General features: G+C 74.3%; 16 protein-coding genes. 6 read left to right on the top strand and 10 right to left on the bottom strand.

The features are described from left to right. Positions 1-49 precede the first annotated feature (49 nt). Positions 50-772, top strand: coding sequence for a hypothetical protein (locus RMN56_RS04995; RefSeq protein WP_313722654.1), 723 nt, complete (start codon positions 50-52; stop codon positions 770-772). Here RMN56_RS04995 and RMN56_RS05000 read toward each other — a convergent pair. From RMN56_RS05000 to RMN56_RS05025, 6 genes are all read right to left on the bottom strand, one after another. Continuing rightward, positions 769-2,412 (bottom strand): SulP family inorganic anion transporter, encoded by a 1,644-nt coding sequence (locus RMN56_RS05000; RefSeq protein ID WP_313724652.1) that lies wholly within the window; start codon positions 2,410-2,412, stop codon positions 769-771. The genes RMN56_RS04995 and RMN56_RS05000 overlap by 4 nt on opposite strands. Positions 2,413-2,495: 83 nt before the next feature. After that, complete coding sequence (locus RMN56_RS05005) at positions 2,496-2,834, bottom strand: ArsR/SmtB family transcription factor (RefSeq protein ID WP_313722655.1); 339 nt, start codon at positions 2,832-2,834, stop codon at positions 2,496-2,498. A 69-nt stretch (positions 2,835-2,903) separates the two neighbouring features. After that, positions 2,904-5,351, bottom strand: a complete 2,448-nt coding sequence (locus RMN56_RS05010; RefSeq protein WP_313722656.1) for a glycoside hydrolase family 2 protein — start codon at positions 5,349-5,351, stop codon at positions 2,904-2,906. Continuing rightward, positions 5,348-6,190 carry a carbohydrate ABC transporter permease gene (locus RMN56_RS05015; protein WP_376787306.1) on the bottom strand — a complete coding sequence of 281 codons (843 nt, stop codon included), beginning with the start codon at positions 6,188-6,190 and terminating at the stop codon, positions 5,348-5,350. Before RMN56_RS05015 ends, RMN56_RS05010 begins: the two co-directional genes overlap by 4 nt. 38 nt (positions 6,191-6,228) lie before the next feature. Next, positions 6,229-7,242 carry a carbohydrate ABC transporter permease gene (locus RMN56_RS05020; protein WP_313722658.1) on the bottom strand — a complete coding sequence of 338 codons (1,014 nt, stop codon included), beginning with the start codon at positions 7,240-7,242 and terminating at the stop codon, positions 6,229-6,231. A gap of 81 nt (positions 7,243-7,323) precedes the next feature. Continuing rightward, entirely contained in the window at positions 7,324-8,607 is a 1,284-nt protein-coding gene (locus tag RMN56_RS05025; protein WP_313722659.1) for an ABC transporter substrate-binding protein, read from the bottom strand. 343 nt (positions 8,608-8,950) lie between these two features. On the opposite strand from RMN56_RS05025, the gene RMN56_RS05030 reads away from it, so the two are divergent. Beyond that, complete coding sequence (locus RMN56_RS05030; protein ID WP_313722660.1) at positions 8,951-9,970, top strand: LacI family DNA-binding transcriptional regulator; 1,020 nt, start codon at positions 8,951-8,953, stop codon at positions 9,968-9,970. 31 nt (positions 9,971-10,001) lie between these two features. On the opposite strand, the gene RMN56_RS05035 is transcribed toward RMN56_RS05030, so the two are convergent. Then, complete coding sequence (locus tag RMN56_RS05035) at positions 10,002-12,323, bottom strand: putative bifunctional diguanylate cyclase/phosphodiesterase (RefSeq protein ID WP_313722661.1); 2,322 nt, start codon at positions 12,321-12,323, stop codon at positions 10,002-10,004. A 236-nt stretch (positions 12,324-12,559) separates the two neighbouring features. On the opposite strand from RMN56_RS05035, the gene RMN56_RS05040 reads away from it, so the two are divergent. Further along, positions 12,560-12,937: a PH domain-containing protein gene (locus RMN56_RS05040; protein ID WP_313722662.1), complete on the top strand. Its 378-nt coding sequence runs from the start codon at positions 12,560-12,562 to the stop codon at positions 12,935-12,937. Between the two features lie 4 nt (positions 12,938-12,941). Here the strand turns inward: RMN56_RS05040 and RMN56_RS05045 are convergent, their stop codons facing one another. Further along, positions 12,942-13,868, bottom strand: coding sequence for a 2-hydroxyacid dehydrogenase (locus RMN56_RS05045; RefSeq protein WP_313722663.1), 927 nt, complete (start codon positions 13,866-13,868; stop codon positions 12,942-12,944). 141 nt (positions 13,869-14,009) lie between these two features. Between RMN56_RS05045 and RMN56_RS05050 the strand changes: the two genes are divergently transcribed. Genes RMN56_RS05050 through RMN56_RS05060 form a run of 3 tightly spaced genes read left to right on the top strand, consistent with a single transcriptional unit; the run spans position 14,010 to position 18,713 of the window. Further along, complete coding sequence (locus tag RMN56_RS05050) at positions 14,010-15,815, top strand: SpoIIE family protein phosphatase (protein ID WP_313722664.1); 1,806 nt, start codon at positions 14,010-14,012, stop codon at positions 15,813-15,815. 57 nt (positions 15,816-15,872) lie between these two features. Beyond that, entirely contained in the window at positions 15,873-17,048 is a 1,176-nt protein-coding gene (locus RMN56_RS05055; RefSeq protein WP_313722665.1) for a PQQ-dependent sugar dehydrogenase, read from the top strand. Positions 17,049-17,102: 54 nt separating this feature from the next. Further along, positions 17,103-18,713 (top strand): metallophosphoesterase, encoded by a 1,611-nt coding sequence (locus tag RMN56_RS05060; protein WP_313722666.1) that lies wholly within the window; start codon positions 17,103-17,105, stop codon positions 18,711-18,713. 3 nt (positions 18,714-18,716) lie between these two features. Here the strand turns inward: RMN56_RS05060 and RMN56_RS05065 are convergent, their stop codons facing one another. Together RMN56_RS05065 and gatB are read right to left on the bottom strand one after the other, a co-directional pair. After that, positions 18,717-21,074: a thiamine pyrophosphate-binding protein gene (locus RMN56_RS05065; protein ID WP_313722667.1), complete on the bottom strand. Its 2,358-nt coding sequence runs from the start codon at positions 21,072-21,074 to the stop codon at positions 18,717-18,719. 118 nt (positions 21,075-21,192) lie between these two features. Further along, positions 21,193-22,692, bottom strand: coding sequence for an Asp-tRNA(Asn)/Glu-tRNA(Gln) amidotransferase subunit GatB (gene gatB / locus RMN56_RS05070; RefSeq protein ID WP_313722668.1), 1,500 nt, complete (start codon positions 22,690-22,692; stop codon positions 21,193-21,195). Between the last annotated feature and the right edge of the window lie 8 nt (positions 22,693-22,700).

Raw genomic sequence — 22,700 nt, forward strand, 5'->3', positions numbered from 1 at the left:
TATGGCAGGGGCCCCCTCTTAACACCGCCCGACGGTAGGGTGCCGCGGCGTGGAGACGACCCTGAGCTACCCGCGACTGATCCGACCGGCCATCGACCGGGTGTACGTGGGTGCCCGTTGGGCGGCCCGACCCCGGATGGAGGAGTTCTACGCCGCGCGCGGCGTGGACCTCGGCTACGAGAACTCCTTCTTCTCCGGCGTGCTGGCCCGGCCGATGCCCGCCGAGGCGCTCGCCGACGGGCTGGCCTACACCGACGGCGACATGGGTCGGGAACTGGCCCAGGGCGTGACCACGGTGGACGCCGAGGGCACCTGGCACCTCACCGACCTGGGCCGCGAGCTGGCGCTGTTCGCGCAGCGGGCCACCGCCCAGGCCGCCGAGGAGCTGTGGTCGGCCATGCCGGGAATGCTGCCCGGCCTGCGCATCGTGCCCCGGCTGGCCGACCTCGTGGGCCGCGTGCTCGCACACGGGCAGGCCACCGGCGGTCCGGCCTTCCGGGCCATGTCCCCGCCGTACGAGCCGGACGACGCCTCGCCGGCACTGCTGCTGGTCACCCGGCTCGGGTCGCTGCGTCACCACCGCGCCGACGCGCACCGGGCGGCGTGGCGGGCCGCCGGGCTGACCGCCGCGGAGATCCGGGCGCTGCCCGAGGGGCCGGAGCGCGCCGCCATCGAGGCGGAGACCGACCGCCGCGACGAGCCCGCGTACGTGGTGCTCAGCGACGCCGAGCGCTGGGAACTGCTGGCCGGCCTGGCGGCCCTCCCGGGCTAGGCGCCCAGCGCGACGGTGCGGGCGTGGCGGATGGCGGCCGGGGTGTCCGGGAAGATCAACCCCTCCCGGCGCAGCTCCTCCGCCACGCCCAGAGCGCTGAGCACCTGGTCGTGACCGGGCGTGATGCCGGAGAGCAGCACGGCGATCCCCCGCGCGCGCAGCCGGTCGACGGCGTCGCCGAGCACCTGCGCGCCGGTGGCGTCGACGGTGGACACCCGGGACATCCGGAGGATGACCACCCGCACGTCGGCCACCTCGGCCAGCTCCAGCAGGAAGGTGTGCGCGGCCGCGAAGAAGAGCGGCCCGTCCAGCCGGTACGCAACGATGTGCTCGGCCAGCAGCGCGCGCTCCTCGGCGCTGTGCTCGCCGGGGTCGAGGGGCACCTGTTCCAGCCGGGCGCTGCGGGCCACCGCGCGCAGCGCGAGCACGACGGCCACGGCCAGCCCGACCGCCACCGCGGTGACCAGGTCCCACAGCACGGTGACCGCGAAGGTGAGCACGAGCACCACGGCGTCGGCCCGGGTGGCCCGGAGCAGCGCCCGCAGCGACCCGGCCTCCACCATCCGTACGGTGGTGGCGAGCAGCACCCCGGCCAGCGCGGCGAGCGGGATGCGGCCGACGAGCGGCGCGGCGGCCAGCACGATGGCGGCGAGGGCGACGGCGTGGGTGAGCGCGGCGAGCTTCGAGGAGGCGCCGGCCCGCACGTTCACGGCGGTGCGGGCGATGGCGGCGGTCGCCGGGATGCCGCCGAAGACGGGGGCGGCCAGGTTGGCCAGGCCCTGACCGAACAGTTCCCGGTCCGGGTCGTGCCGTTCACCGACGGTCATCCCGTCCGCCACGGTCGCCGAGAGCAGGCTCTCCAGGGCGGCGAGCGCGGCCACCGCGAGCGCGCTGGGTAGCAGCACGCCGAGCGCGCCGGGGTCGAGGAACTCCAGCGAGGGGGCGGGCAGCCCCTGCGGCAGGGCCCCGATGCGGACCAGGTCGACCGGGGCCAGTTCGGCGAGGAGCGTGGCGGCGGCCACCCCGAGCAGCGAGAACGGGACGCCGGGTCGCCATCGGGCGCCGAGCAGCATCAGCGCGGCGACCCCGAGCGCCACGGCGACGGCCGCCGGGCGCGGGTGGGCGACGAATCGGGCGACCGCGTCGGCGGCCACGGCCCAGACCTTCTCGCCGTGGGCGTCGGTGACGCCGAGCGCCGCCGGCACCTGTTGCAGGGCGATGACCACGGCGATGCCGGCGGTGAAGCCCTCGATCACCGGGGTCGGCAGGTAGCGGGCGTAGCGGCCGAGGCGGGCCAGGGCGAGGGCGAGCAGGATGAGTCCGGCCAGCGCGCCGACCATCAGCACGCCCCGGGCGCCGAAGCGCTGCACCACCGGCACGAGCACCACGGTCATCGCGCCGGTGGGGCCGGAGACCTGCAGGTTGGAGCCGCCGAAGATCGCGGCGACGGCCCCGGCGACCACGGCCGTGACCAGCCCGGCCTGCGCGCCGAGCCCGGACGTGACGCCGAAGGCGAGTGCCAGGGGCAGCGCCACCACGGCCACGGTGAGCCCCGCGAGCAGGTCGCGGCGGGGCGATCGGCGGACCGCCGCCAGGTCGGACCGGCCCGGCAGCAGCCCGGACAGCCGGGTCCGGAGCAGCCGACCGACCCGCCGCGGCCCACCGCCGGGGGCGTTCGGCCGGGGCGGGCCGCCGGCGGCGGTGGAGGTCGGGGCCGCCGCGTTCACCGCTCCCCGTCCCCGGCGCGCAGCTCGTCGAGGAGGGCGTCCCGGTCGGTGAGGACCGCGCCGAGGATCCGCCGGCCGGCGGCGAGCAGGTCGGCCACGTCGGGGGTGCTGAGCGAGTACACGACCAGCGGACCGTCCCGGTGCGAGGTGACCATGCCGGCCCGCCGCAGCACGGCGAGCTGCTGGGAGAGGTTGGACGGCTCGACGTCGATGGCGGCGAGCAGGTCGCGGACCGGCTTCGACCCGTCCTGGAGCAGTTCGAGCACCCGGATCCGGACCGGATGCCCGAGGGTGCGGAACAACTCGGCCTTGGCCTGGTACAGCGGCACGGACATGACGACCCCTCCCCGGTGACTCTGAAGACTTTACCACTTGCAAAAGTCTTCAATTCGGGGCCGGATCCGCTACCCGACCAGGTCGTTGACGCAGCGCAGGACCGGACGGGCGGTGAGGGCCGCCGGGTCGAGCCGCTCCGCCGCGGTGACCGTGAAGGTGGTCGACTCCCCCGGCAGCAGGGTGACCAGGGCCTGGTCGACCTGCCCCGACGGGTGCAGCCGGTCCGGGTAGAGGATCAGGTCGCGCAGCACCGTCCGCGCGGTCACCCGGACGCGCTGGGCGTCGCCTGCCGGCTCGACCGTCGCGTCCAGCTCGGCGGCGGGCCACTCGACCTCCCGGTCGGTGGCGAAGAACCACAGCGCCCGCTCGGCGGTCTCCCCCGCCTCCGCGACCAGCAGCTCCCGCCGGGCCTCGTCCGGCCGTGCCAGCTCCGCGGGCAGCGCCAGCACCACCGAGGAGTACGCGGGGACGTCGAGGTCCACCGCGGTCTTCGCCCTCGGCTCCCCGGTGAGGGTGAGCCGGGTGACCGTGGCCGGCGCGTGCCACGCCTCGCCGGTCTCGTTCACCGCCACCAGCGCGAGCCCGCCGTCGCGCGGCTGCACGGTGAGCAGCCGGGCGGCGTAGGCGCGGCGGAGCGCGTACCAGAGGGGTTTGCGCCGGCCGTCGCCGTCGACGGCCGACCAGGAGGTGACCGGCCAGCAGTCGTTGAGCTGCCACACGATGGCGCCCATGCAGACGGGCCGGTGCGAGCGGAAGTGCTCGACGCCGAGCTGGATGGCCCGGGCCTGGTTGAGCTGGGTGAGGTAGTGCCAGTCGTCGAAGTCGGCGGGCGTCGGCAGGTGGGCGTCGAGGCCGCGCCGGAGTTTCCGGTCCCCGTCGGCGGCCTTCTGGTGGTGCGCCATCCCGGGCGAGTCGGGGGCGAGCGGCTCGTCGGAGAGGGCCCGGCGCAGCGTCGCGTACGCCGGGGGCGCCTGGTAGCCGAACTCGGCGACGAAGCGGGGCACGTACTCCCGGTACTTCGTGTAGTCGTCGGTGTTCCACACGTCCCAGATGTGCGTGGTGCCGTGCGCCGGGTCGTTGGGGTGCACGTCCTCGCTGCCCGACCAGGGGCTGCCCGGCCAGTAGGGCCGGGTCGGGTCCAGCTCGGCGACGACGGTGGGCAGCAGGTCCAGGTAGTAGCCGCGCCCCCAGGTGCGACCGGCCAGGGGCTCCTGCCAGTCCCAGTCGTACCAGCCCCAGATGTTCTCGTTGTTGCCGGTCCAGAGCACCAGCGACGGATGGCTCGCCAGCCGGGTGACCTGCTCCCGCGCCTCCGCCTCGACCTCGGTGCGGAACGGCTCCTCCTCCGGGTAGGCAGCGCACGCGAAGAGGAAGTCCTGCTGCACCAGCAGGCCCCGCTCGTCGGCCAGCTCGTAGAAGTCCTCCGACTCGTAGCGGCCGCCGCCCCAGACCCGCAGCAGGTTGACGTTCGCGCCGACCGCCTGCCCGAAGCGCTCGGCGAGGCGGGCCCGGGTGACCCGGTTGGGGAAGGCGTCGTCGGGGATCCAGTTGACCCCCTTCACGAAGACCGGCACCCCGTTGACGTGCAGGGTGAACGCGGAGCCGTGCGCGTCGGGGGCGGTGTCCAGGCGTACCGAGCGGAAGCCGATCCGGCGGGACCAGGCGTCCAGCGGCCGGCCGTCGGCGGCGCGGAGGGTCACGTCGAGGTCGTGGAGGGGCTGGTCGCCGTACCCGACGGGCCACCAGAGCGCCGGGTCGCGGACGGTGAGGGTCGCGACGGCGCGGTGCTCCCCCGGCGGGACGGTGACCTCGACGGCGGCGCCCGCCACGGTGGCGTGGACGGTGAGCGGGTCGTCCTGCGTCCGCTCGACCTCGACGTGCAGCTCCACCCGGCCGGTGTTCCCATCGACCGTGACCAGCGGCCGGACGGTCGCCAGCCGGGCGACCGACCAGGCGTGCAACCCGATCTCCTGCCAGATGCCGGCGGTGACCAGGGTCGGCCCCCAGTCCCAGCCGAAGTTGCAGGCGGTCTTGCGGATGAAGTGGAACGGCTCCGGGTACGCGTTGGGCCGGTCGCCGAGCCGGTCCCGGTGCGCCTCGGCGTAGCGGTACGGCGAGTCGAAGCGCACGGTGAGGGTGTTGGCGCCCGGCCGGAGCAGTGGGCCGACCGGGAACCGGTGGCCCCGGTGCTGGTTCTCGGTGCGGCCGACCTCGGTGCCGTTGACGGTGATCGTGGCGACCGTGTCCAGGCCGGCGCAGACCAGGTCGACCCGCTCGTCGTCGCCGGGCCGCCAGTCGACGGTGGTCTCGTAGACCCAGTCGGTGCGGCCGATCCAGCCGAGGCGGTTCTCGTTGTCGTCGAGGTACGGGTCGGGGATGAGGCCGGCCGCCAGCAGGTCGGTGTGCACCTCTCCGGGGACGGTCGCCGGCACCACCTGCCCGGCGACCTCCGGCGGCACCTGCGGGCCGGGCACCGCCCGCAGCAGCCAACCCTCGTGCAGCGTCTGACGGCTCACGACTTCACCGCGCCTTCCATGATTCCGCGGACGATCTGTCGTCCACCGATGAACAGCATGACCAGCAGGGGCCCGGTGGCGATGAACGCCCCGGCCAGCACCCGCCGGTAGATCACGTAGTTGCCGCTGGCCAGGTCGGAGACCGCGACCATCGAGGTCGGGAAGTCGGTGCCGCTCAGCGTGATGAGCGGCCACTGGAAGTCGTTCCAGGTGGCCACGAAGGTGAGCAGCCCGAGCACGGCCAGGGCCGGGCGGATCGCCGGCAGCACGATGCTGGCGTACACCCGCATGGTCGTGGCGCCGTCCATGCGGGCCGACTCGACCAGCTCGTCGGGAACCGTGTTGACGATGAACTGCCGCATGTAGAACACGCCGAACGCGGTGACCAGCCCGGGGGCGATGACCGCGAGCAGGGTGCCGTTCCAGCCGAGCTTGCCCATCACGATGTAGAGCGCCACGATGCCGAGCTGGTTGGGCACGGTCAGGGTGAGCACCACGAAGAGCATCAGAGCATTGCTGCCCTTGAAGCGCAGCTTGGCGAAGGCGAACCCGGCCAGCGAGCAGAAGAACAGCACCGAGGCGGTCACCACGGTGGCGACGATGACGCTGTTGACCAGCGAGGCGGCGAAGTAGACGTCCTGGAGCGAGAAGACCTCGTCGACGTTGGTCAGGAACCGGTCGCCGGGGACGATCGCCGGCGGCAGCTTCGCGAGCGCCTCGTCGTCGCTGGTCGCGATGACGAACATCCAGTAGAGGGGGAACGCGGCGAAGAGCATGGTCAGCGCGAGGAACAGGTAGGTCCAGAGCCCCGCCTGGGTCTCCTGGGGGGCCCGGCCCATCAGCCGCGGCTTCCGGCGCGCCGGGCGTGCGATGGCAGTCATTTACGCCCTCCGGACAGTCGGTTCGTCACCACGTAGTTGACGCCGGCGACGATCAGGATGATCAGGAAGAGCGCCCAGGACATGGCCGCGGCGTAACCGAGGTTGAGGTCCTTCCAGCCGACCTTGTAGATGAGCTGGGCGATGGTCTGCCACTCGCCGTTCGGCCCGCCGGTGGCGGCCTGGGCGTTCGGGTCGAAGAGCATGGGCTCGGTGAAGAGCTGGAGGCCACCGATGGTGGAGAGGATGACGGTGAAGAGCACCACGGGCTGGATCATCGGCACGGTGATCCGCCAGAGCTGCTTCCACGGCCCGGCGCCGTCGATCGCCGCCGCCTCGTAGACGTCACGCGGGATGGACTGCATGGCGGCCAGGTAGAGCAGCGCGTTGTAGCCGATCCACTTCCAGTTGACCATCGTGGCGATGGCGATCCAGGCGTGCAGCTTGTCGGCCCGCCAGTCGATCGGGTCATCGGGGCCGCCGAGGCCGAACAGGCCGAGCACCCAGTTGGCCATGCCGAAGTCGCGGGAGAAGAAGACGCTGAACACCATGGTCGAGGCGACGATCGGGGTCACGTACGGCAGCAGCACCCCCACCCGCCACCAGGTCTGCGCCCGCAGCTTGCGGTTGAGCAGCGAGGCGACCACGAGCGCGAGCAGCAGCTGGGGCACCGAGGAGAGCAGGAAGATGCCGAAGGTGTTGTAGAGGGCGTTCCAGAAGTCCTCGTCGCCGAGGAGCCGGCTGAAGTTCTCGACACCCGCCCAGTAGGGCAGCGTCGGGTCGTCGAGCCGGTAGTTGCGCAGCGAGACCACCGCGTTGAACAGCAGCGGGAAGAGCCCGAACACGATGAAGAGCAGGAAGAAGGGCGCGATCAGCAGGTACGGCATGTAGCGCATGTCGAAGCGGTACAGCCGGTTGCGCCAGGTCAGCCGCCGGTCGTCGCCCCCGGAGCGGCCGCGCTCCGGCGCGGCTCGGCGGCTCGACGGCGCGGGCGCGGCACGGGTGGTGGACATCGGATCACTCCAGGGCCGAGGTGGGTGAGGCGGTGTGGCGGTGACGGGGCGGGCCGTGGCCCACCCCGTCACCGGGGTCCGTCAGGACTTGGCGGCCTTGTCGGCCTCCTTGACCGCCTCGGCCCAGGCGGCGTCCGGCTTCAGGCTCTTGTTCTCGACCCGCCGGATCACGTTCTCCACGGCGACCCGGGTGGGGCCGTTCTTCCTGCCCAGGTACTGCGGGGTGAGGCCCTGCGCCATCTTGGGGAAGATCTGGCCGACCGGGGCGTTGTTGAAGAACGGGTTCTTGAAGTCGGCGATGGCCGGGTCGGCGTAGAGCGCCGGCTGCGAGGGCAGGTTGCCGACCTTCTTGAAGATCTCGATCTGCTGCTCGGGCGCGACCAGCCACTCCAGCAGCTTGTACGCCTCGTCGACGTGCTTGCCCTGCTTGGGAATGGTCAGGAACGAGCCGCCCCAGTTGCCGCCGCCACCGGGCACCGCGGCGATGTCCCACTTGCCCTGGGTGCCCGGGGCGGTGTCCTTGATGTGGCCGAGCATCCACGCCGGGCAGGCGAGCACGGCGAAGGCGCCGCTCGTGAAGCCCTTGTCCCAGTCGGCCTGGAAGCTGACCAGGTTGGCCGACAGCCCGGCCTGGACGGCCTTGACGGTGTAGTCGAAGGCGACCTTCGGGCCGCCGTCCATCTGGAGCTGCTCCTGGTCGCTGTAGAAGCCGACCTGCTGCTGACCGAGGATCGGGTTGAACAGGTTGGTGCCGGCGTCGATGAACTTCTTGTGGGTCTTGGCGGTGTACTGCTGGCCGACCTCGATGAACTTGTCCCAGTCGGGCCAGAGCGCGGAGACCTGGTCCCGCTCGGTGGGCAGGCCGGCGGCCTTGAACAGGTCGGTGCGGTAGCACATGGCCAGGCCGCCGACGTCGGTGCCGAGGCCGATCTGGGTCTTGCCGTCGGCGGAGAGCGACTGCTTCCACTTCCAGGGCAGGTACTTGCTCTCGTACGACCCGGCGCCCTTGTCCAGCAGGTTGACGAACTTGTCGGACTGGCTGCGGAACTGGACCATGAAGCCCTCGTCGATCGCCGCGATGTCCGGCGCGCCGTTGCCCGCGACGAGCTTCTTCTGCAGGTCCTCGTGCTGCGCGTTGTACTCGCCGGAGTTCAGCTGGATCTTGACGTTCGGGTGGTCGGCCTCGTACTTCGCCTTGAGGTCCTGGAGGCCGAAGTCGCCCCAGAAGTTGATCTTCAACGTGACCTGACCGTCGGCGGCGTCGGAGCCGCCGGTGGTGCTCTTGCCGCTACAGGCCGCGACCATGACCAGGCTGACGGCACCCACGGTGGCCGCCCGGGCCCAGTGCGTCCAGGACCGTTTCATGTCATCCTCCGCGCCGAATATGGGAACGCTCCCGAGATCGAGAGACGTTGACTGAACCGGATAAGTGAGGACACCGTACGGGGCACCCCCTGGGCTGTCAACGGCCGGTTACGAGCGGGGCCGCCCGGTAACCTGATCGACGCCTCCTGCGGCGGTTTCCGCGTTCTCCGGCACTCGGAACGGGGCCAGGAGAGCCGTCCGCGCCGTGCGCTTAACCGCGCAAGCGACACGCGGCGCACCGCGCCGACCTCGCCGCGACCCGGTGCAGTAGCGTGACAAGCCGCCGGTCCCCCCGGCGGCGGAAACGGGCCCGCGAGGGCCGGACCAGTGGAGGAGCGCGCCGGTGAAGCGGCCGACCATCGCCGATGTCGCCCGGCGGGCCGGGGTCTCCAAGGGCGCGGTGTCGTACGCGCTGAACGGCCAGCCCGGCGTGTCCGAGGCGACCCGGCAGCGGATCCTAGCGATCGCCGCCGAGATCGGGTTCAGCCCGAGCAGCGCGGCCCGGGCGCTCTCCGGCGCCACCGCCAAGGCGGTCGGCCTGGCCCTGTGCCGCCCCGCCCGGATACTGGGCATCGAGCCCTTCTTCATGGAGCTGATCAGCGGCGTGGAGGCCGAACTGTCGGCCCGCTCCTACGCGCTGACCCTCCAGGTGGTCGCCGACCAGGACGCCGAGATCGCCGTCTACCGCCGCTGGTGGGCCGAGCGCCGGGTGGACGGCGTGTTCCTGTGCGACCTGCGCACCGACGACCGGCGGGTGCCGGCGCTGGAGGAGCTGCAACTGCCGGCCGTCGTGATCGGCGGCCCCGGCCACACCGGCAGCCTGGCCAGCGTCTGGTCCGACGACGCGGCGGCCCTGGTCGAGACGGTGGAGTACCTGGTCGCGCTCGGGCACCGGCGGATCGCCCGGGTGGGCGGGCTCCCCTCGCTGCTGCACACCGAGATCCGCACCGAGGCGTTCACCGAGGTGTGCCGGCGGCTCGGGCTGGACGAGGCCACCACGGTCTGGTCCGACTACACCGGCGAGGAGGGCGCGCGGGCCACCCGGCGCCTGCTCAGCTCCGCCACCCGGCCCACCGCGGTGATCTACGACAACGACGTGATGGCGATCGCCGGGCTCTCCGTGGCGCAGGAGATGGGGCTGGCCGTCCCCGGCGACCTGTCCATCGTGGCCTGGGACGACTCCCCGCTCTGCCGGCTCGTGCACCCGCCGCTGACCGCGCTGGGCCGGGACATCCCCGCGTACGGGGCGCACGCCGCGCGGCAGCTCCTGGCCGTGATCGCCGGCGAGCCGGTGACCGGGCTCCAGGACGAGACCGCCCACCTCACCCCGCGCGGCAGCACCGCGCCGCCGCGCCTGCGGTGAACCGGTTCAGCGATCCGGCTGGACGGCCAGGTCAGCGGGACGTCGAGGGGAATTCCTCGAACCACGCCTCCACCCGCTCGGCGGGGGCCGGGCGGGCCAGCGCGAAGCCCTGCCCGTAGCGGCAGCCGGCGCGGCGCGCCCCGGCCACCTGTGCGTCGGACTCCAGGCCCTCCACCACCACCTCCAGGCCGAGCCGGTCGCCCAGGTTGGCCACCACGTCGATGAGCGGGCGCTGCCCGTCGGCGCCCGGCCCGACCAGGTGCGGGCCCACCTTCAGCAGGTCGATCGGCAGCCGGCGGAGCTGGGCGAGTGAGGCGTGCTCGGCGCGGAAGTCGTCCAGCGCGGTGCGGACGCCGAGCGAGCGGAGACCGGCGAGCCGGGCCACCACGGTGGACAGCTCGCGGGCCACGGCCGGCTCGGCCACCTCCACCACCAGGCGTTCCGGCGGCACGTCGTACGCGGCCAGGGCCGTCGCCGTGCGGGCCACGAAGTCGGGGGCGGCCAGCTCGCGGGGCGTGACGTTGACCGCCATCCACAGCTCCCGGCCCCCCTCCGACCAGGCGGCGAGCTGCCGGCAGGCCCGGTCCAGCACCCACCGCCCGACCTCCCCGAGCAGGTCGAGGTCGGCCGCGACGGGCAGCAGCTCCGCCGGCAGCACCGTGCCCAGCGCGGGACTGCGCCAGCGCAGCAACGCCTCGGTGCCCACCGGTTGCCGGTCGGCCAGGGCCAGCACCGGCTGGTAGACCAGGTCCAGCTCGCCCCGGGCGACCGCGCCCGGCAGCTCCCGTTCCAGGTCCAGCCTGCGGACCAGCTGCTCCTCCAGGTAGGCGTCGTACCACTCGACCCGGTCGCGACCGAGCTGCACGGCGCGCCGCCGGGCCAGGTCGGCCTGGCGCAGCACGTCCCCCGGGTCGCCGCCGGTGGTCTCGGCCAGCCCGATGCTGGCCCGGATCCGGCTCGCCCCGCCCGGCCGCGGGCACGGCTCGGCGAGCGCGGCCAGCAGGCGGATGCCCAGCGCGTACGCGGGCACCGGCCCGAGGTCGGTGAGCACGGCGAACTCGGTGTCGGTGAGCCGGGCCACCAGGTCGCCGGGGCCGGAGCCGGACCGGAGCCGGTGGACGACCTCGGCCAGCACCGGTCCGTCGAGCACCGAGGTTCCGTCGACGCCGTGCAGGTCGACCACGAGCAGCGCGCCGCCGGTGCGCCGGGCGAGGACGCGGACCAGCTCGCCCCGGTCGGCCGGCGGGGCGTCGGCGGGCCACTCCCCGCCGCCCGCGAGGAGCCGCAGCCGCGCCTCGCTCGCGGCCAGCCGCTCGGCCCGGCGCCGGTGGTCGGCGGCGGCGAGCACCTCCCGCACCACCATCGGCGGGATGACGGACAGACCCAGGGCGATCTCCGGGGCGGTGAACTGTCCCACCGTCCACAGGTGGTGGCCGGCGGCCAGCGCCGCGATGCCGGCCGGCGCGGTTAGCCCGGGCCAGGCGGCCGGCGCGACGCCGGTGCGGGGCCGCTCCCCCACTGCGGTACGCCGGGCGCCGGCCGCGGTCAGCAGTGCGCCGGCCAGCAGCGGCGGCGCGACGGCCAGCAGGGCCCGGTCCGGGGCGGTGCAGGCGAGCAGGACCACGAGCAGGGCCAGCCCGCCCAGCGTGGCGGCCGTGCCGGCGTGGCAGAGGGCCGCACCCGGTCGCCGGCGGCGCTCGGCGACCGCAGCCACCAGCAGCACGGCCAGCGCCAGGGCGCCACCGACGCTGGCCGCCCGCGCGGCCGGCGGCACCGGGCCGGCCGGCAGCAGCACCCAGCCGGCGAAGACCAGGCTGAGACCGAGGGCCATCACGTCCACGGCACGGCTCAGCCGTTCCGCGCCGGAGAGCCGGGAGCGGCCGGGCAGCCGGAGCAGGGCGACGGCGTACAGCGGGGTGGTGAACGCCAGACCGGTCACGGCGACCGGCAGCCGGTGCACGGGATCGCTCAGCGGCAGCACCGCCACGGTGAGCCCGGCGGCCAGCACGGCGACGTCGAGGATCCCGGCGACCCGGCGGGACAGCGCCACCCGGCGGGCCCGCCGGCCGGTCGGCCGGGCGACGGCCGGCTCGGGCGGGTCCGGCGCCGCGGTGGCGCCGGGCCGTTCGGCGGGCGGCGCGGCGGCCGGCGGCCCGGGCGGAGCGCCGGCCAGCCAGGCGAGCCGGACGCAGGCCAGGGCGGAGCCACCGGCCACGGCCAGCGCCACGGCGGCGGGGCCGGGGACCAGGCCGGCGGCGCCGGCGAGGACGAACAGCGCGCCGGCGAGCGACACGACGAGATCGGACAGCGGTGGCCGCCGGCGGGGACCGGCGGCGGTACGGGTGACGGGCACGGCGGTCGCCTTCGTGAGGGGGCACGGGGCGGTGCGGTTGCGGTACGACGTGCGGGGTCAACGGGTCGGATGCGGGTGCGGCCGGCGCCGGACGGGGACCGGTGCGGCCACGCGCATAAACGATCCCGGACGTCCGCCGTTATGCGACACAACACGTGACGCCCGTCACATCCGGGCTCCGGCCGCTGCCGCCGCCCGCCGGGATGGCCGGCGGGCCGAGGTGGGATCATCGGGAGGTGAGCCGCGCCGACACCGTCCGTTTCCGCTACAACCAGGCGATCCTGGTCGCCGCGCTCGTCGCGTTCATCGGCGCGCTGCCGCTGGCCACCGCGCGCTGGTGGCTGCTCTGGGTGCTGCTGATCCCGCTCGCCGTCGGCGTCTGGGCGTGGCGGGCCGGCACCGACGCGGACGCCCGCGAGCTGCGGCTGCGAGCCCTCGTCGGCCAGCGGCGGGTGCCCTGGACGCGGGTCGCCGAGCTGGCCACCGACCCGCGCGGCCGGGCGGTCGCCCGGCTCGACGACGGCGAGACGCTGGTGCTCCCCGCGGTCCGCGCCGCCGACCTGCCCCGGCTCATCTCCGCCACCGGGCAGGAACTGCCCGAGTCCGCCGCCTGACCCGTCAGTAGCCGTCGACCACCCGGTTGGCCAGCGGCTCCCCGGCCGCGAACCGGCGCACCTGCTCCCCCACCAGCCGGTACGCCCGCGGCAGCAGGCCGCGGACCGAGCCGGCGACGTGCGGGGTGAGCAGCACGTTCGGTAGCTCCCACAGGGGATGCTCGGCCGGCAGCGGCTCCGGGTCGGTCACGTCCAGCGCGGCCCGCAGCCGCCCCGACGCCAGCTCGGCGACCAGCGCGGAGGTGCGGGCCACCGGGCCACGGGCGGCGTTGACCAGCAGCGCCCCGTCGGGCATCGCGGCCAGGAACTTCTCGTCGACCAGCCCCCGGGTCTGCTCGGTCAAGGGCACCAGCAGCACCACCACGTCCGCCTCGGGCAGCAGGGCGGGCAGCTCGTCGACGCCGTGCACCCCCTCGGACGGGCGGGGCGTCCGGGCGACCAGGGTGAAGCTCACCTCGAACGGGGCCAACCGGGCGCGGACCGCCGAGCCGATCGAGCCCGCACCGACGATCAGCACCCGCTTGCCGGCCAGCTCGTCGGTCGGGGCCACCTCGTCGTACGCCCACTCGCGGCGGGCCTGGGCGCGGGCCAGCGGCCCGAAGCCGCGCAGCGCGGACAGGATCGCGGCGACCACCCACTCGGCGGTGGCCGAGTCGTGCACGCCGCGGGCGTCGCAGAGCGTCACACCCTCGGGAACCCGCCCCACCCAGGCGTCCGCCCCGGCGGAGAGGAGCTGCACCACCTTCAGGTCGGGCAGCTCGGCCAGGAGCGCGCCGGCGTCCGGGCCGGCGAGGAAGGGCGGCACCCAGAACCGCACACCGCTCGGGGACGACGGCGGCCGGGCCGGGTCCTCCAGCACCTCCAGGGTGACGCCCTCGGGCAGCTCGCCGAGGAGGCGCCGGCCGGCCGGGTGCGGAATCCATACCTTCACGACCGCCGACGATAGTCGCCCCGGACGGCGCGGGCGGCTCGGCCCGTGATGACCGCCGCTTGCCGGGATTGGCGGTGGGCCCCGGGAGGTATAACCGAGCGGAGCGCCGGCCGGCGTTCCCGACTCCGGAGACAGGTGGCGATGAGCGAGGACACTCCGGGGTGCCGGGCCGTGCCGCTTCCGACGCTGGCCGAACCCGAGCGGCTCCGGTCCCTCGCGGAGACCCGGCTCGGCGCGACGCCCGACGAGGCGTTCGACCGGTTCGCCCGGCTGGCCGCCGATCTGCTCGACGTGCCGGTGGCGCTGGTCTCGCTGGTCACCGCCGACCGCCAGTTCCTGCCCGGCGCGACCGGGCTGCCCGAGCCGTGGGCCGCCCGGCGGGAGACCCCGCTGAGCCATTCGTTCTGCCAGCACGTGGTCGAGATCGAGGCGCCGATGGTGCTGCCCGACGCCCGGCTCCACCCCCGGGTGCGCGGGAACCTGGCCATCGAGGACCTCGGCGTCGTCGCGTACGCCGGGATGCCGCTGACCGACCTCGACGGCCGGGTCCTCGGCTCGCTCTGCGCCGTCGACAGCAAGCCCCGGGCCTGGACCGCCGAGCAGTTGCGCACCCTCGCCGACCTGGCCGCCGCCTGCTCCTCGGAGCTGCGCCTGCGGATCGCCCTGCGCAGCGCCGAGCAGGCCCGGCGCCGCGCCGAGGAGGCGCACGACCGGCTCGCCATGCTGGCCGGGATGAGCGAGACGCTGGGCGGCACGCTCGACGTGGCCACGGCGGTCGACCGGCTCGGGCGCGCCATGGTCCCGCTGTTCGCCGACTGGTGCCTGATCACCCTCACCGATCCGGCGGGCCGGCCGCGCAGCGTCTCCGGCGCACACCGGGACCCGGACCGGGCCGCCGACCTGGCCCGGTTCGCCGAGCTGCTGGCCACCGGCCTCGGCCCGGACTCGGTCATCCGGTCGGTGCTGCGGACCGGGCGCCCGGTCATCCGCGGCACGGCCACCCCGGCGGATGTCGAGCGGGGCACCACCGAACCGGACCTGGCGCCGCTCGCCGAGCGGCTCGGCTTCGGCTCCCACCTCAGCGTGCCGATCACCGCCGCCGGTGACCGGGTCATCGGCGCCGTCACGCTGGTCAACGGGCCGTCCCGGCGCGGGTTCGACGGGAGCGACCTGCGGACCGCGCTGGACATCGGCCGCCGGGCCAGCCAGGCCGTGGGCAACAGCCGGCTCTACGGCGAGCAGCGGCACGTCGCCGAGGTGTTGCAGCAGAGCATGCTGCCCACCCTGCCCGTGGTGCCCGGCGTGGAGCTGGCCGCCCGCTATCAGCCGGCGGCGGACCGGGTGGAGGTGGGCGGCGACTGGTACGACGCCTTCGTGCAGCCCGACGGCGACCTGATCGCCGGGATCGGCGACGTCGCGGGGCACGACATCGAGGCCGCGGCGACCATGGGGCAGCTGCGCAACCTGGTGCGCGGCGACGCGTACGGGCGGGACGACCCGGTCGACGAGCTGATGACCCACCTCGACCGGGCGATCCAGGGGCTGCCCGTCCCGACCGTGGCCTCCGCGGTGCTGGCCCGCGTCCGCCCGGCCGCGTCCGGGCTCCTGGTCTCCTGGTGCAACGCGGGCCACCCGCCGCCGCTGCTGGTGCCCGCCGACGGCCCGGTGCAGGTGCTGGACGGGATCCGGGGACCGCTGCTCGGCCTGGCCCACCCGCCCCGGCGCGCGCGCCGCGAGCTGACCCTCGCTCCCGGTGACACCCTGCTGCTGCACACCGACGGGCTGATCGAACGCCGGGACCGGCCGATCGACGAGGGGCAGGCCGAGCTGGTCACGCAGCTCGCCGGTGCCGCCGGGTTGCCCCTCGTGGCCCTCTGCGACCAGCTGCTCGCCGCCGCCCAGCGCCGGGAGGACGACGTCGCCCTGCTCGCCCTGCGCGCCCGTTGAGCCGCGGCTCGGTTCGTCGGGCCCGGTTCGCCACCCGGCCCGGCTAGGCTGGGCCAGGTGAGGCCGCGTCCCCCGTTCCCCCGCGCCGGCCGCCTCCGGGCGGCGCTGGCGGCGTCCTGCGCGACTCTGCTGCTGGGCACCGCCGGTTGTGCCTTCGGCGACCCCGATCCCGACCCGGCCGGCGAGCCGCCCAACCTCCCGTCGCCGTCCACCACGGCCAGCCCCGGCGGCGCCGGCCAGCAGGTGGTGGCCACGGTGCTGGCGAAGGGGCTGGCGGTGCCGTGGGGCATCGCCTTCCTGCCGGACGGCGCCGCGCTGGTCACCGAACGGGACAGCGGGCGGATCCTCCAGGTCGGCCCGGATTCGGGGCCGGAGGGGATGACCGTCCGGGTGGTGCAGACCGTGCCGGACGTGGCGGCCGCCGGCGAGGGCGGGCTGCTCGGCATCGCGGTCTCCCCCGCGTACGCCCGGGACCGCACGGTCTTCGTCTACTACACCAGCGCCGAGGACAACCGGATCGCGAAGCTGGAGCTGGGCCGGCCGCCCACCCCGATCGTCACCGGCATCCCGAAGGCCGGCAACCACAACGGCGGTGGGCTGGGCTTCGGCCCCGACGGCTTCCTCTACGCCAGCACCGGCGACGCCGGGCAGACCGCGCACGCGCAGGACCCGAAGAACCTCGGCGGCAAGATCCTGCGGCTCACCCGGGACGGCAAGGCCGCCCCCGGCAACCCCACCGCAGGCTCCCCGGTCTGGTCGACCGGGCACCGCAACGTGCAGGGGTTCGCCTGGACGCCGGACAAGCGGATGTACGCCGTGGAGTTCGGCCAGAACACCTGGGACGAGATCAACCAGATCAACAAGGGCGGCAACTACGGCTGGCCGCAGGTCGAGGGGCGCGGCGACGACCGGCGCTACGTCAACCCGATCGTGCAGTGGCGCACCGGCGAAGCCTCCTGCTCCGGCCTGGCGGCCGTGCAACGGCTGCTGCTCACCGCCTGTCTGCGCGGGCAGCGACTCTGGCTGGTCGAGCTGGCCGGCACCGGCACGGTCCTCGGCCAGCCGCGCGAGCTGCTCACCGGCCGGTACGGCCGGCTGCGCGCCGCCGCCGTGGCGCCGGACGGCTCGGTCTGGGTGAGCACCTCCAACCGGGACGGGCGGGGCAAGCCGGCCGGCGACGACGACCGGATCCTGCGGCTGGTCTTCGCCGACGGCGGCGCCGGGCGCAGCTGATCCCGCTTCCCGGGGTTTGCCAAGATCCTTCGACGGGCAGGTCAGAATCTCAGCATGGACGGCCAGGAGAACGAGCAGCACAGCGGCGGGGACGGGACGACGCCGGAGGACGGGCGCGCCCGTCGTCGGTGGCGTCCCGGCACCGGTCTGCGCCGGCTCGGCGTCGTGCTGGCCGTGCTCGTGGTCACCTTCACGGGGGTGGTGGCCGGCACGTACGCGGGCGGGCACGTGGGCACCGACATCGGGCCGTTCCGCGCCCAGCTCGACCTCAGCCCGTCGCTGACCGGCGGCACCACCGTCGACATCCCGCCGCTGGGCGCGCTGCTGCTGGACAGCCACGACGGGCCGGCCTACCTGACCGTCGAGCTGGGCGCGCTCGACCAGCGGCGGACCGAGGCGCTGATCGACGATCCGGCGAGCATCAGCCGGGCCAGCCAGTCGGCGGTCGAGGACGTGCGGGCCGGCGTCATGCGACTCGGCCTGAAGACCCTGGCCTCGGCGGTGCTGGCCACCCTGCTGCTGGCCGGTCTGGTCTTCCGCGACGTGCGGCGCACCGCGTGGGCCGGCGGGTTGGCGCTGGTGGTCACCGCCGGCAGCCTCGGCCTCGCCGCCGCCACCATCCGGCCCCAGGCCATCGAGGAGCCGCGCTACGAGGGGCTGCTGGTCAACGCGCCGGCGATCGTCGGTGACGCGCGGCGGATCGCCAACGACTACACCAAGTACGCCGAGCAGCTGCAACGGCTGGTCGGCAACGTCAGCAAGCTCTACACGACGGTCTCCGCGCTGCCGGTGGTCCAACCGTCGCCCGGCACCACGCGGGTGCTGCACGTCTCCGACATGCACCTCAACCCCACCGGCTGGCAGCTCATCCGCACGGTCGTGGAGCAGTTCGGCATCGACGTGGTGATCGACACCGGCGACATCACCGACTGGGGCAGCGAGCCCGAGGCGTCCTTCGTCGGCTCGATCGGCCTGCTCAAGAAGCCGTACGTCTACATCCGCGGCAACCACGACTCGGCGCGCACCGCCGCCGCCGTGGCCGCCCAGCCGAACGCCGTCGTACTGAACAACTCCACGACCACGGTCGCCGGGCTGACCATCGCCGGCATCGGCGACCCCCGGTTCACCCCGGACAAGGAGACCTCGCCGGCCGGCAGCGGGCTCACCAAGGTGGTCGCCGACCAGGTGATCGGGACCGGCGAGCAGCTCGCCACCACGGTGCGGAACTCGCCGAAGCCGGTGAACATCGCGCTGGTGCACGACCCGGCCTCGGCCGGCCCGCTCTCCGGCACCTGCCCGCTGGTGCTGGCCGGGCACACCCACGCCCGGCAGGTGTCGAAGCTGCCGCAGGTACCGGACAAGCAGCCGACCCAGCTCTTCGTCGAGGGCTCCACGGGCGGCGCCGGGCTGCGTGGCCTGGAGGGCGAGAAGCCCACCCCGCTGTCGATGACGGTGCTCTACTTCGACCAGCAGAAGCTGCTCCAGGCCTACGACGACATCACCGTGGGCGGCACCGGGCAGTCGCAGGTCAACCTGGAACGGCACATCATCCAGGACCCGACGAAGGGCGACCAGGTGCCGGTCACCCCGACCCCGACCCGGGGCGGGCCCGTCTCGCCCGCCCCGACCGGCAGCCCGACCGCGACACCCAGCCCCACAGGCTGAGGCTCAGCGCAGCGACAGGGCCGCCAGCGCCGCGTTGACGATGCTGCCGGGCAGCAGGTCGTGCAGCTCGTACAGTTCGCCGACGCTGCCGGACTGGCCGAACTCGTCGACCCCGAGCGGCACGGCCGGGGCGCCGAGCGCCGAGCCGAGCCAGGCCATCGCGTGCGAGGCGGCGTCGTGCACGGTGACCACCGGCACCCGGTCGGCGAAGGCCGACCGCAGCGCGCCGGGCACGCTCGGCACGGTCGCCGTCCGCACGCCCTGGCGCAGGGTCCGCTGCCAGGCCCGGTAGAGCCGGTCCAGGCTGGTCACGTCGACCACGTGCGCCGCGACGCCCTCCTCGGCCAGCTCCGCGGCGGCCGCGAGGACCTCCGGCAGCACCGCGCCGGAGGCGGCGAGCTGCACGACCGGGGCGTCCGCCAGCTGGGGGTACGCCTCGTGCGCGTCGACGAGCCGGTACGCGCCCGCCACCACCTGCCGGCGCAGCACCGCGTCGCCGATCCGCGCCCGGGCCGCCTCGAAGGGCGCCTGGTCGATGGGCCGGGTGCTGAGGCGGAAGTAGTACGCGCCGTCCTCGGCCGGCGCGGCCGTGGCGGCCGGGGCCGCTCCCCCGGCGATCTGGCCGAGCGCGTCGCAGAGCAGCCAGTCGAGGCTGCCGGCGTACGCGGGTTCGCAGAAGGTGACCCCGGGCAGCTCCAGGCCCACCGAGGCGGTGATGGTCGACTGGTGGGCGCCGCCCTCGGGGGCCAGGGTGATGCCGGACGGGGTGCCGGCCACCACGAACCGGGAGCCGGAGTAGGTGCCGTAGAGGAACGCGTCCAGGCCGCGCAGCACGAACGGGTCGTAGACCGTGCCGACCGGCAGCAGCGGCTGCCCGGACAGGTCCCACGACAGGCCGAGCTGGCCGAGCAGCAGGAACAGGTTCATCTCGGAGATGCCCAGCTCGATGTGCTGACCGGCCGGGGTCTCCGTCCAGCGCAGCATCCGGTCCTCGGTCCAGGAACGCTGCTCGGTGGGGGCGAACACCCCGGTCTTGTTGATGAACCCGGCCAGGTTGGTGGAGGTGGCCACGTCCGGCGCGGTGGTGACCAGGTAGGGCGCGACCTTCGGGTCGCGGGCCAGGTCGACCAGCACCCGGCCGAAGACCTCCTGGGTGGAGACGGGCTTGTTCACCCGTACCTTCGTGGTTTCCGGGACGGTGACCCCGAGCGCCCGCTCGCGCGGCGCGCGGGCCAGCGCCTCCCGGCGCTCGCCGGCCCGGATGCCGGCCGGGGACGCCGGGTCGAGGCGGTCCCACTCGGTGTCGCGGGTCAGGCCGTGCGCGGCGCGCAGCGCGTCGACCTGCTCGCTGGTGAGCAGCGCCGAGTGGTTGCGCGGGTTGCCGGCGATCGGCAGGCCCCACCCCTTGACCGTGTAGGCGAAGACCACGCTGGGCCGGTCGGTGACCGCGTCGCACTGGGCGTACGCGTCGAGCATCGCTTGGAGGTCGTGCCCGCCCAGGTCCGTGACGAGCGGACCCAGCTCGTCGTCGGGGATGTCGGCCACGAAGGCGGCCACCTCGGCCGGGGCGCCGTCCAGGAACTGCTTGCGCAGGGCCGGCCCGGCCAGCCCGAACAGCGACTGGTACTGCTCGTTGGGCATCAGGTCGATCCAGTCGCGCAGCGCCGCCCCGCCCGGCCGCTCGTACGCCTCGGCGAGTTTGCGGCCGTACTTGACCTCGACCACGTGCCAGCCGGCGGCCTCGAACTGGCCGCGCCACTGGTTGATCCGCACGCCGGGGACGACCCGGTCCAGCGACTGGCGGTTGAAGTCGACCAGCCACATCACGTTGCCCAGCCCGGTGGTGGCCGGGTCGGCGACGGCCTCCCAGATGTTGCCCTCGTCCAGCTCGGCGTCGCCGATGAGGGCGATGAACCGGGAGTGCGTCCGCTCGCCGAAGTGCGCGTCGACGTAGCGGCGGGTGACCGCCGCGAACAGCGGCGCGGCCGCGCCCAGGCCGACCGAGCCGGTCGAGAAGTCCACCCCGTCCGGGTCCTTGGTCCGCGACGGGTACGACTGCAGCCCGCCGCGCGCCCGCAGCTTCGGCAGGTAGGACCGGTCCAGGTTGCCGAGCAGGTACTGGACGGCGTGGAAGACCGGCGAGGCGTGCGGCTTGACCGCGACCCGGTCCTCGGCGTCCAGGTGGGCGAACCAGAGCGCGGTCATCGCGGTGACCAGCGAGGCGCTGGACGCCTGGTGGCCGCCGACCTTCACCCCGTCGCCGGTGTCCCGGTCGTGGTTCGCCGCGTCCACGATGCGGGTGGCGAGCCAGAGCACCCGCCGCTGGATCTCGTCGAGGACGTCGAGGTCGTGCTGGTTCACGGTGACTCCATCCGGGCGTCGCCGTTGACGCCCACGCGCGAGGGGTGCGGGGTGGCCGCGTGTGCGGAACAGACCGGGGGCCGCCGCCGGGTCACGACGGCGGCCCTCGGGACGGGACTCAGCCCTGGACGCCGAGGCGCGCCAGGATCAGCTCGCGGACGGTCTTGGCGTCGGCCTGGCCGCGGGTGGTCTTCATGACAGCGCCGACCAGCGCGCCGGCCGCCGCCACCTTGCCGCTGCGGATCTTGTCGGCGATGCCCGGGTTCGCGGCGATCGCCTCGTCCACGGCGGCGGTGAGCGCGCCGGTGTCGGAGACCACCTCGAGGTTGCGGTTGGTCATGATCTCGGTCGGCGAGCCCTCGCCGGCCACCACGCCCTCCAGCACGGTACGGGCCAGCTTGTCGTTGAGCTTGCCGGCGTCGACCAGGCCCTGCAGCTCGGCGACCTGCGCCGGGGTGGCCCCGACGTCGGCCAGCTCCACGCCGCTCTCGTTGGCCCGGCGGGACAGCTCGCCCAGCCACCACTTGCGGGCGCCGGCCGGGGTCGCCCCGGCGGCCACGGTCGCCTCGATCAGCTCGACCGCGCCGGCGTTGACCACCGACTGCATGTCCAGGTCGGACAGGCCCCAGTCCTGCTGAATCCGCTTGCGGCGCAGCCTCGGCAGCTCCGGCAGGGCCGCCTTCAGCTCGGCCACCCAGGCGGTGTCCGGCGCGAGCGGGACCAGGTCCGGCTCCGGGAAGTACCGGTAGTCGGTGGCGGTCTCCTTGGACCGGCCGGGGGTGGTGTCACCGGTGTCCTCGTGGAAGTGCCGGGTCTCCTGGGTGATGCTGCCACCGGCGTCGAGCACCGACGCCTGGCGCAGCATCTCCGAGCGGACCGCCCGCTCGACCGAACGCAGCGAGTTGACGTTCTTGGTCTCGGTGCGGGTGCCCCACTCCTCGCCCGGCCGGTTCAGCGACGTGTTCACGTCGCAGCGCAGCGAGCCCTCCTCCATCCGGACGTCGGAGACACCCAGCGAGCGGATCACGTCGCGCAGCTCGGTGACGTACGCCCGGGCCACCTCGGGAGCGAGCGCCCCCGTGCCGGGGATCGGCTTGGTGACGATCTCGACGAGCGGGATGCCGGCCCGGTTGTAGTCGACCAGCGACTCGGTGGCGCCGTGGATCCGGCCGGTGGCGCCGCCGACGTGCAGCGTCTTGCCGGTGTCCTCCTCCAGGTGCACCCGCTCGATGCCGATCCGCACGGTCTCGCCGTTGACGTCGACGTCCAGGTAGCCGTCGACGCAGAGCGGCTCGTCGTACTGGCTGATCTGGAAGTTCTTCGGCATGTCCGGGTAGAAGTAGTTCTTCCGGGCGAACCGGCACCACTCGGCGATCGAGCAGTTCAGTGCCAGGCCGATCCGGATGGTCGCCTCGATGGCCGCCTTGTTGGCCACCGGCAGCGAGCCGGGCAGGCCCAGGCAGACCGGGCAGACCCGGGTGTTCGGCTCGCCGCCGAAGTCGGTCGGGCAGCCGCACCACATCTTGGTGTTCGTGCCCAGCTCGACGTGGGTCTCCAGGCCGATCACCGGTTCCCAGCGCGCCACGACCTCGTCGTACGCGGGCAGTGTCGTCGTCATCGGTGCTC

Source organism: Micromonospora halotolerans (genome assembly GCF_032108445.1).
Taxonomy (GTDB): domain Bacteria; phylum Actinomycetota; class Actinomycetes; order Mycobacteriales; family Micromonosporaceae; genus Micromonospora; species Micromonospora halotolerans.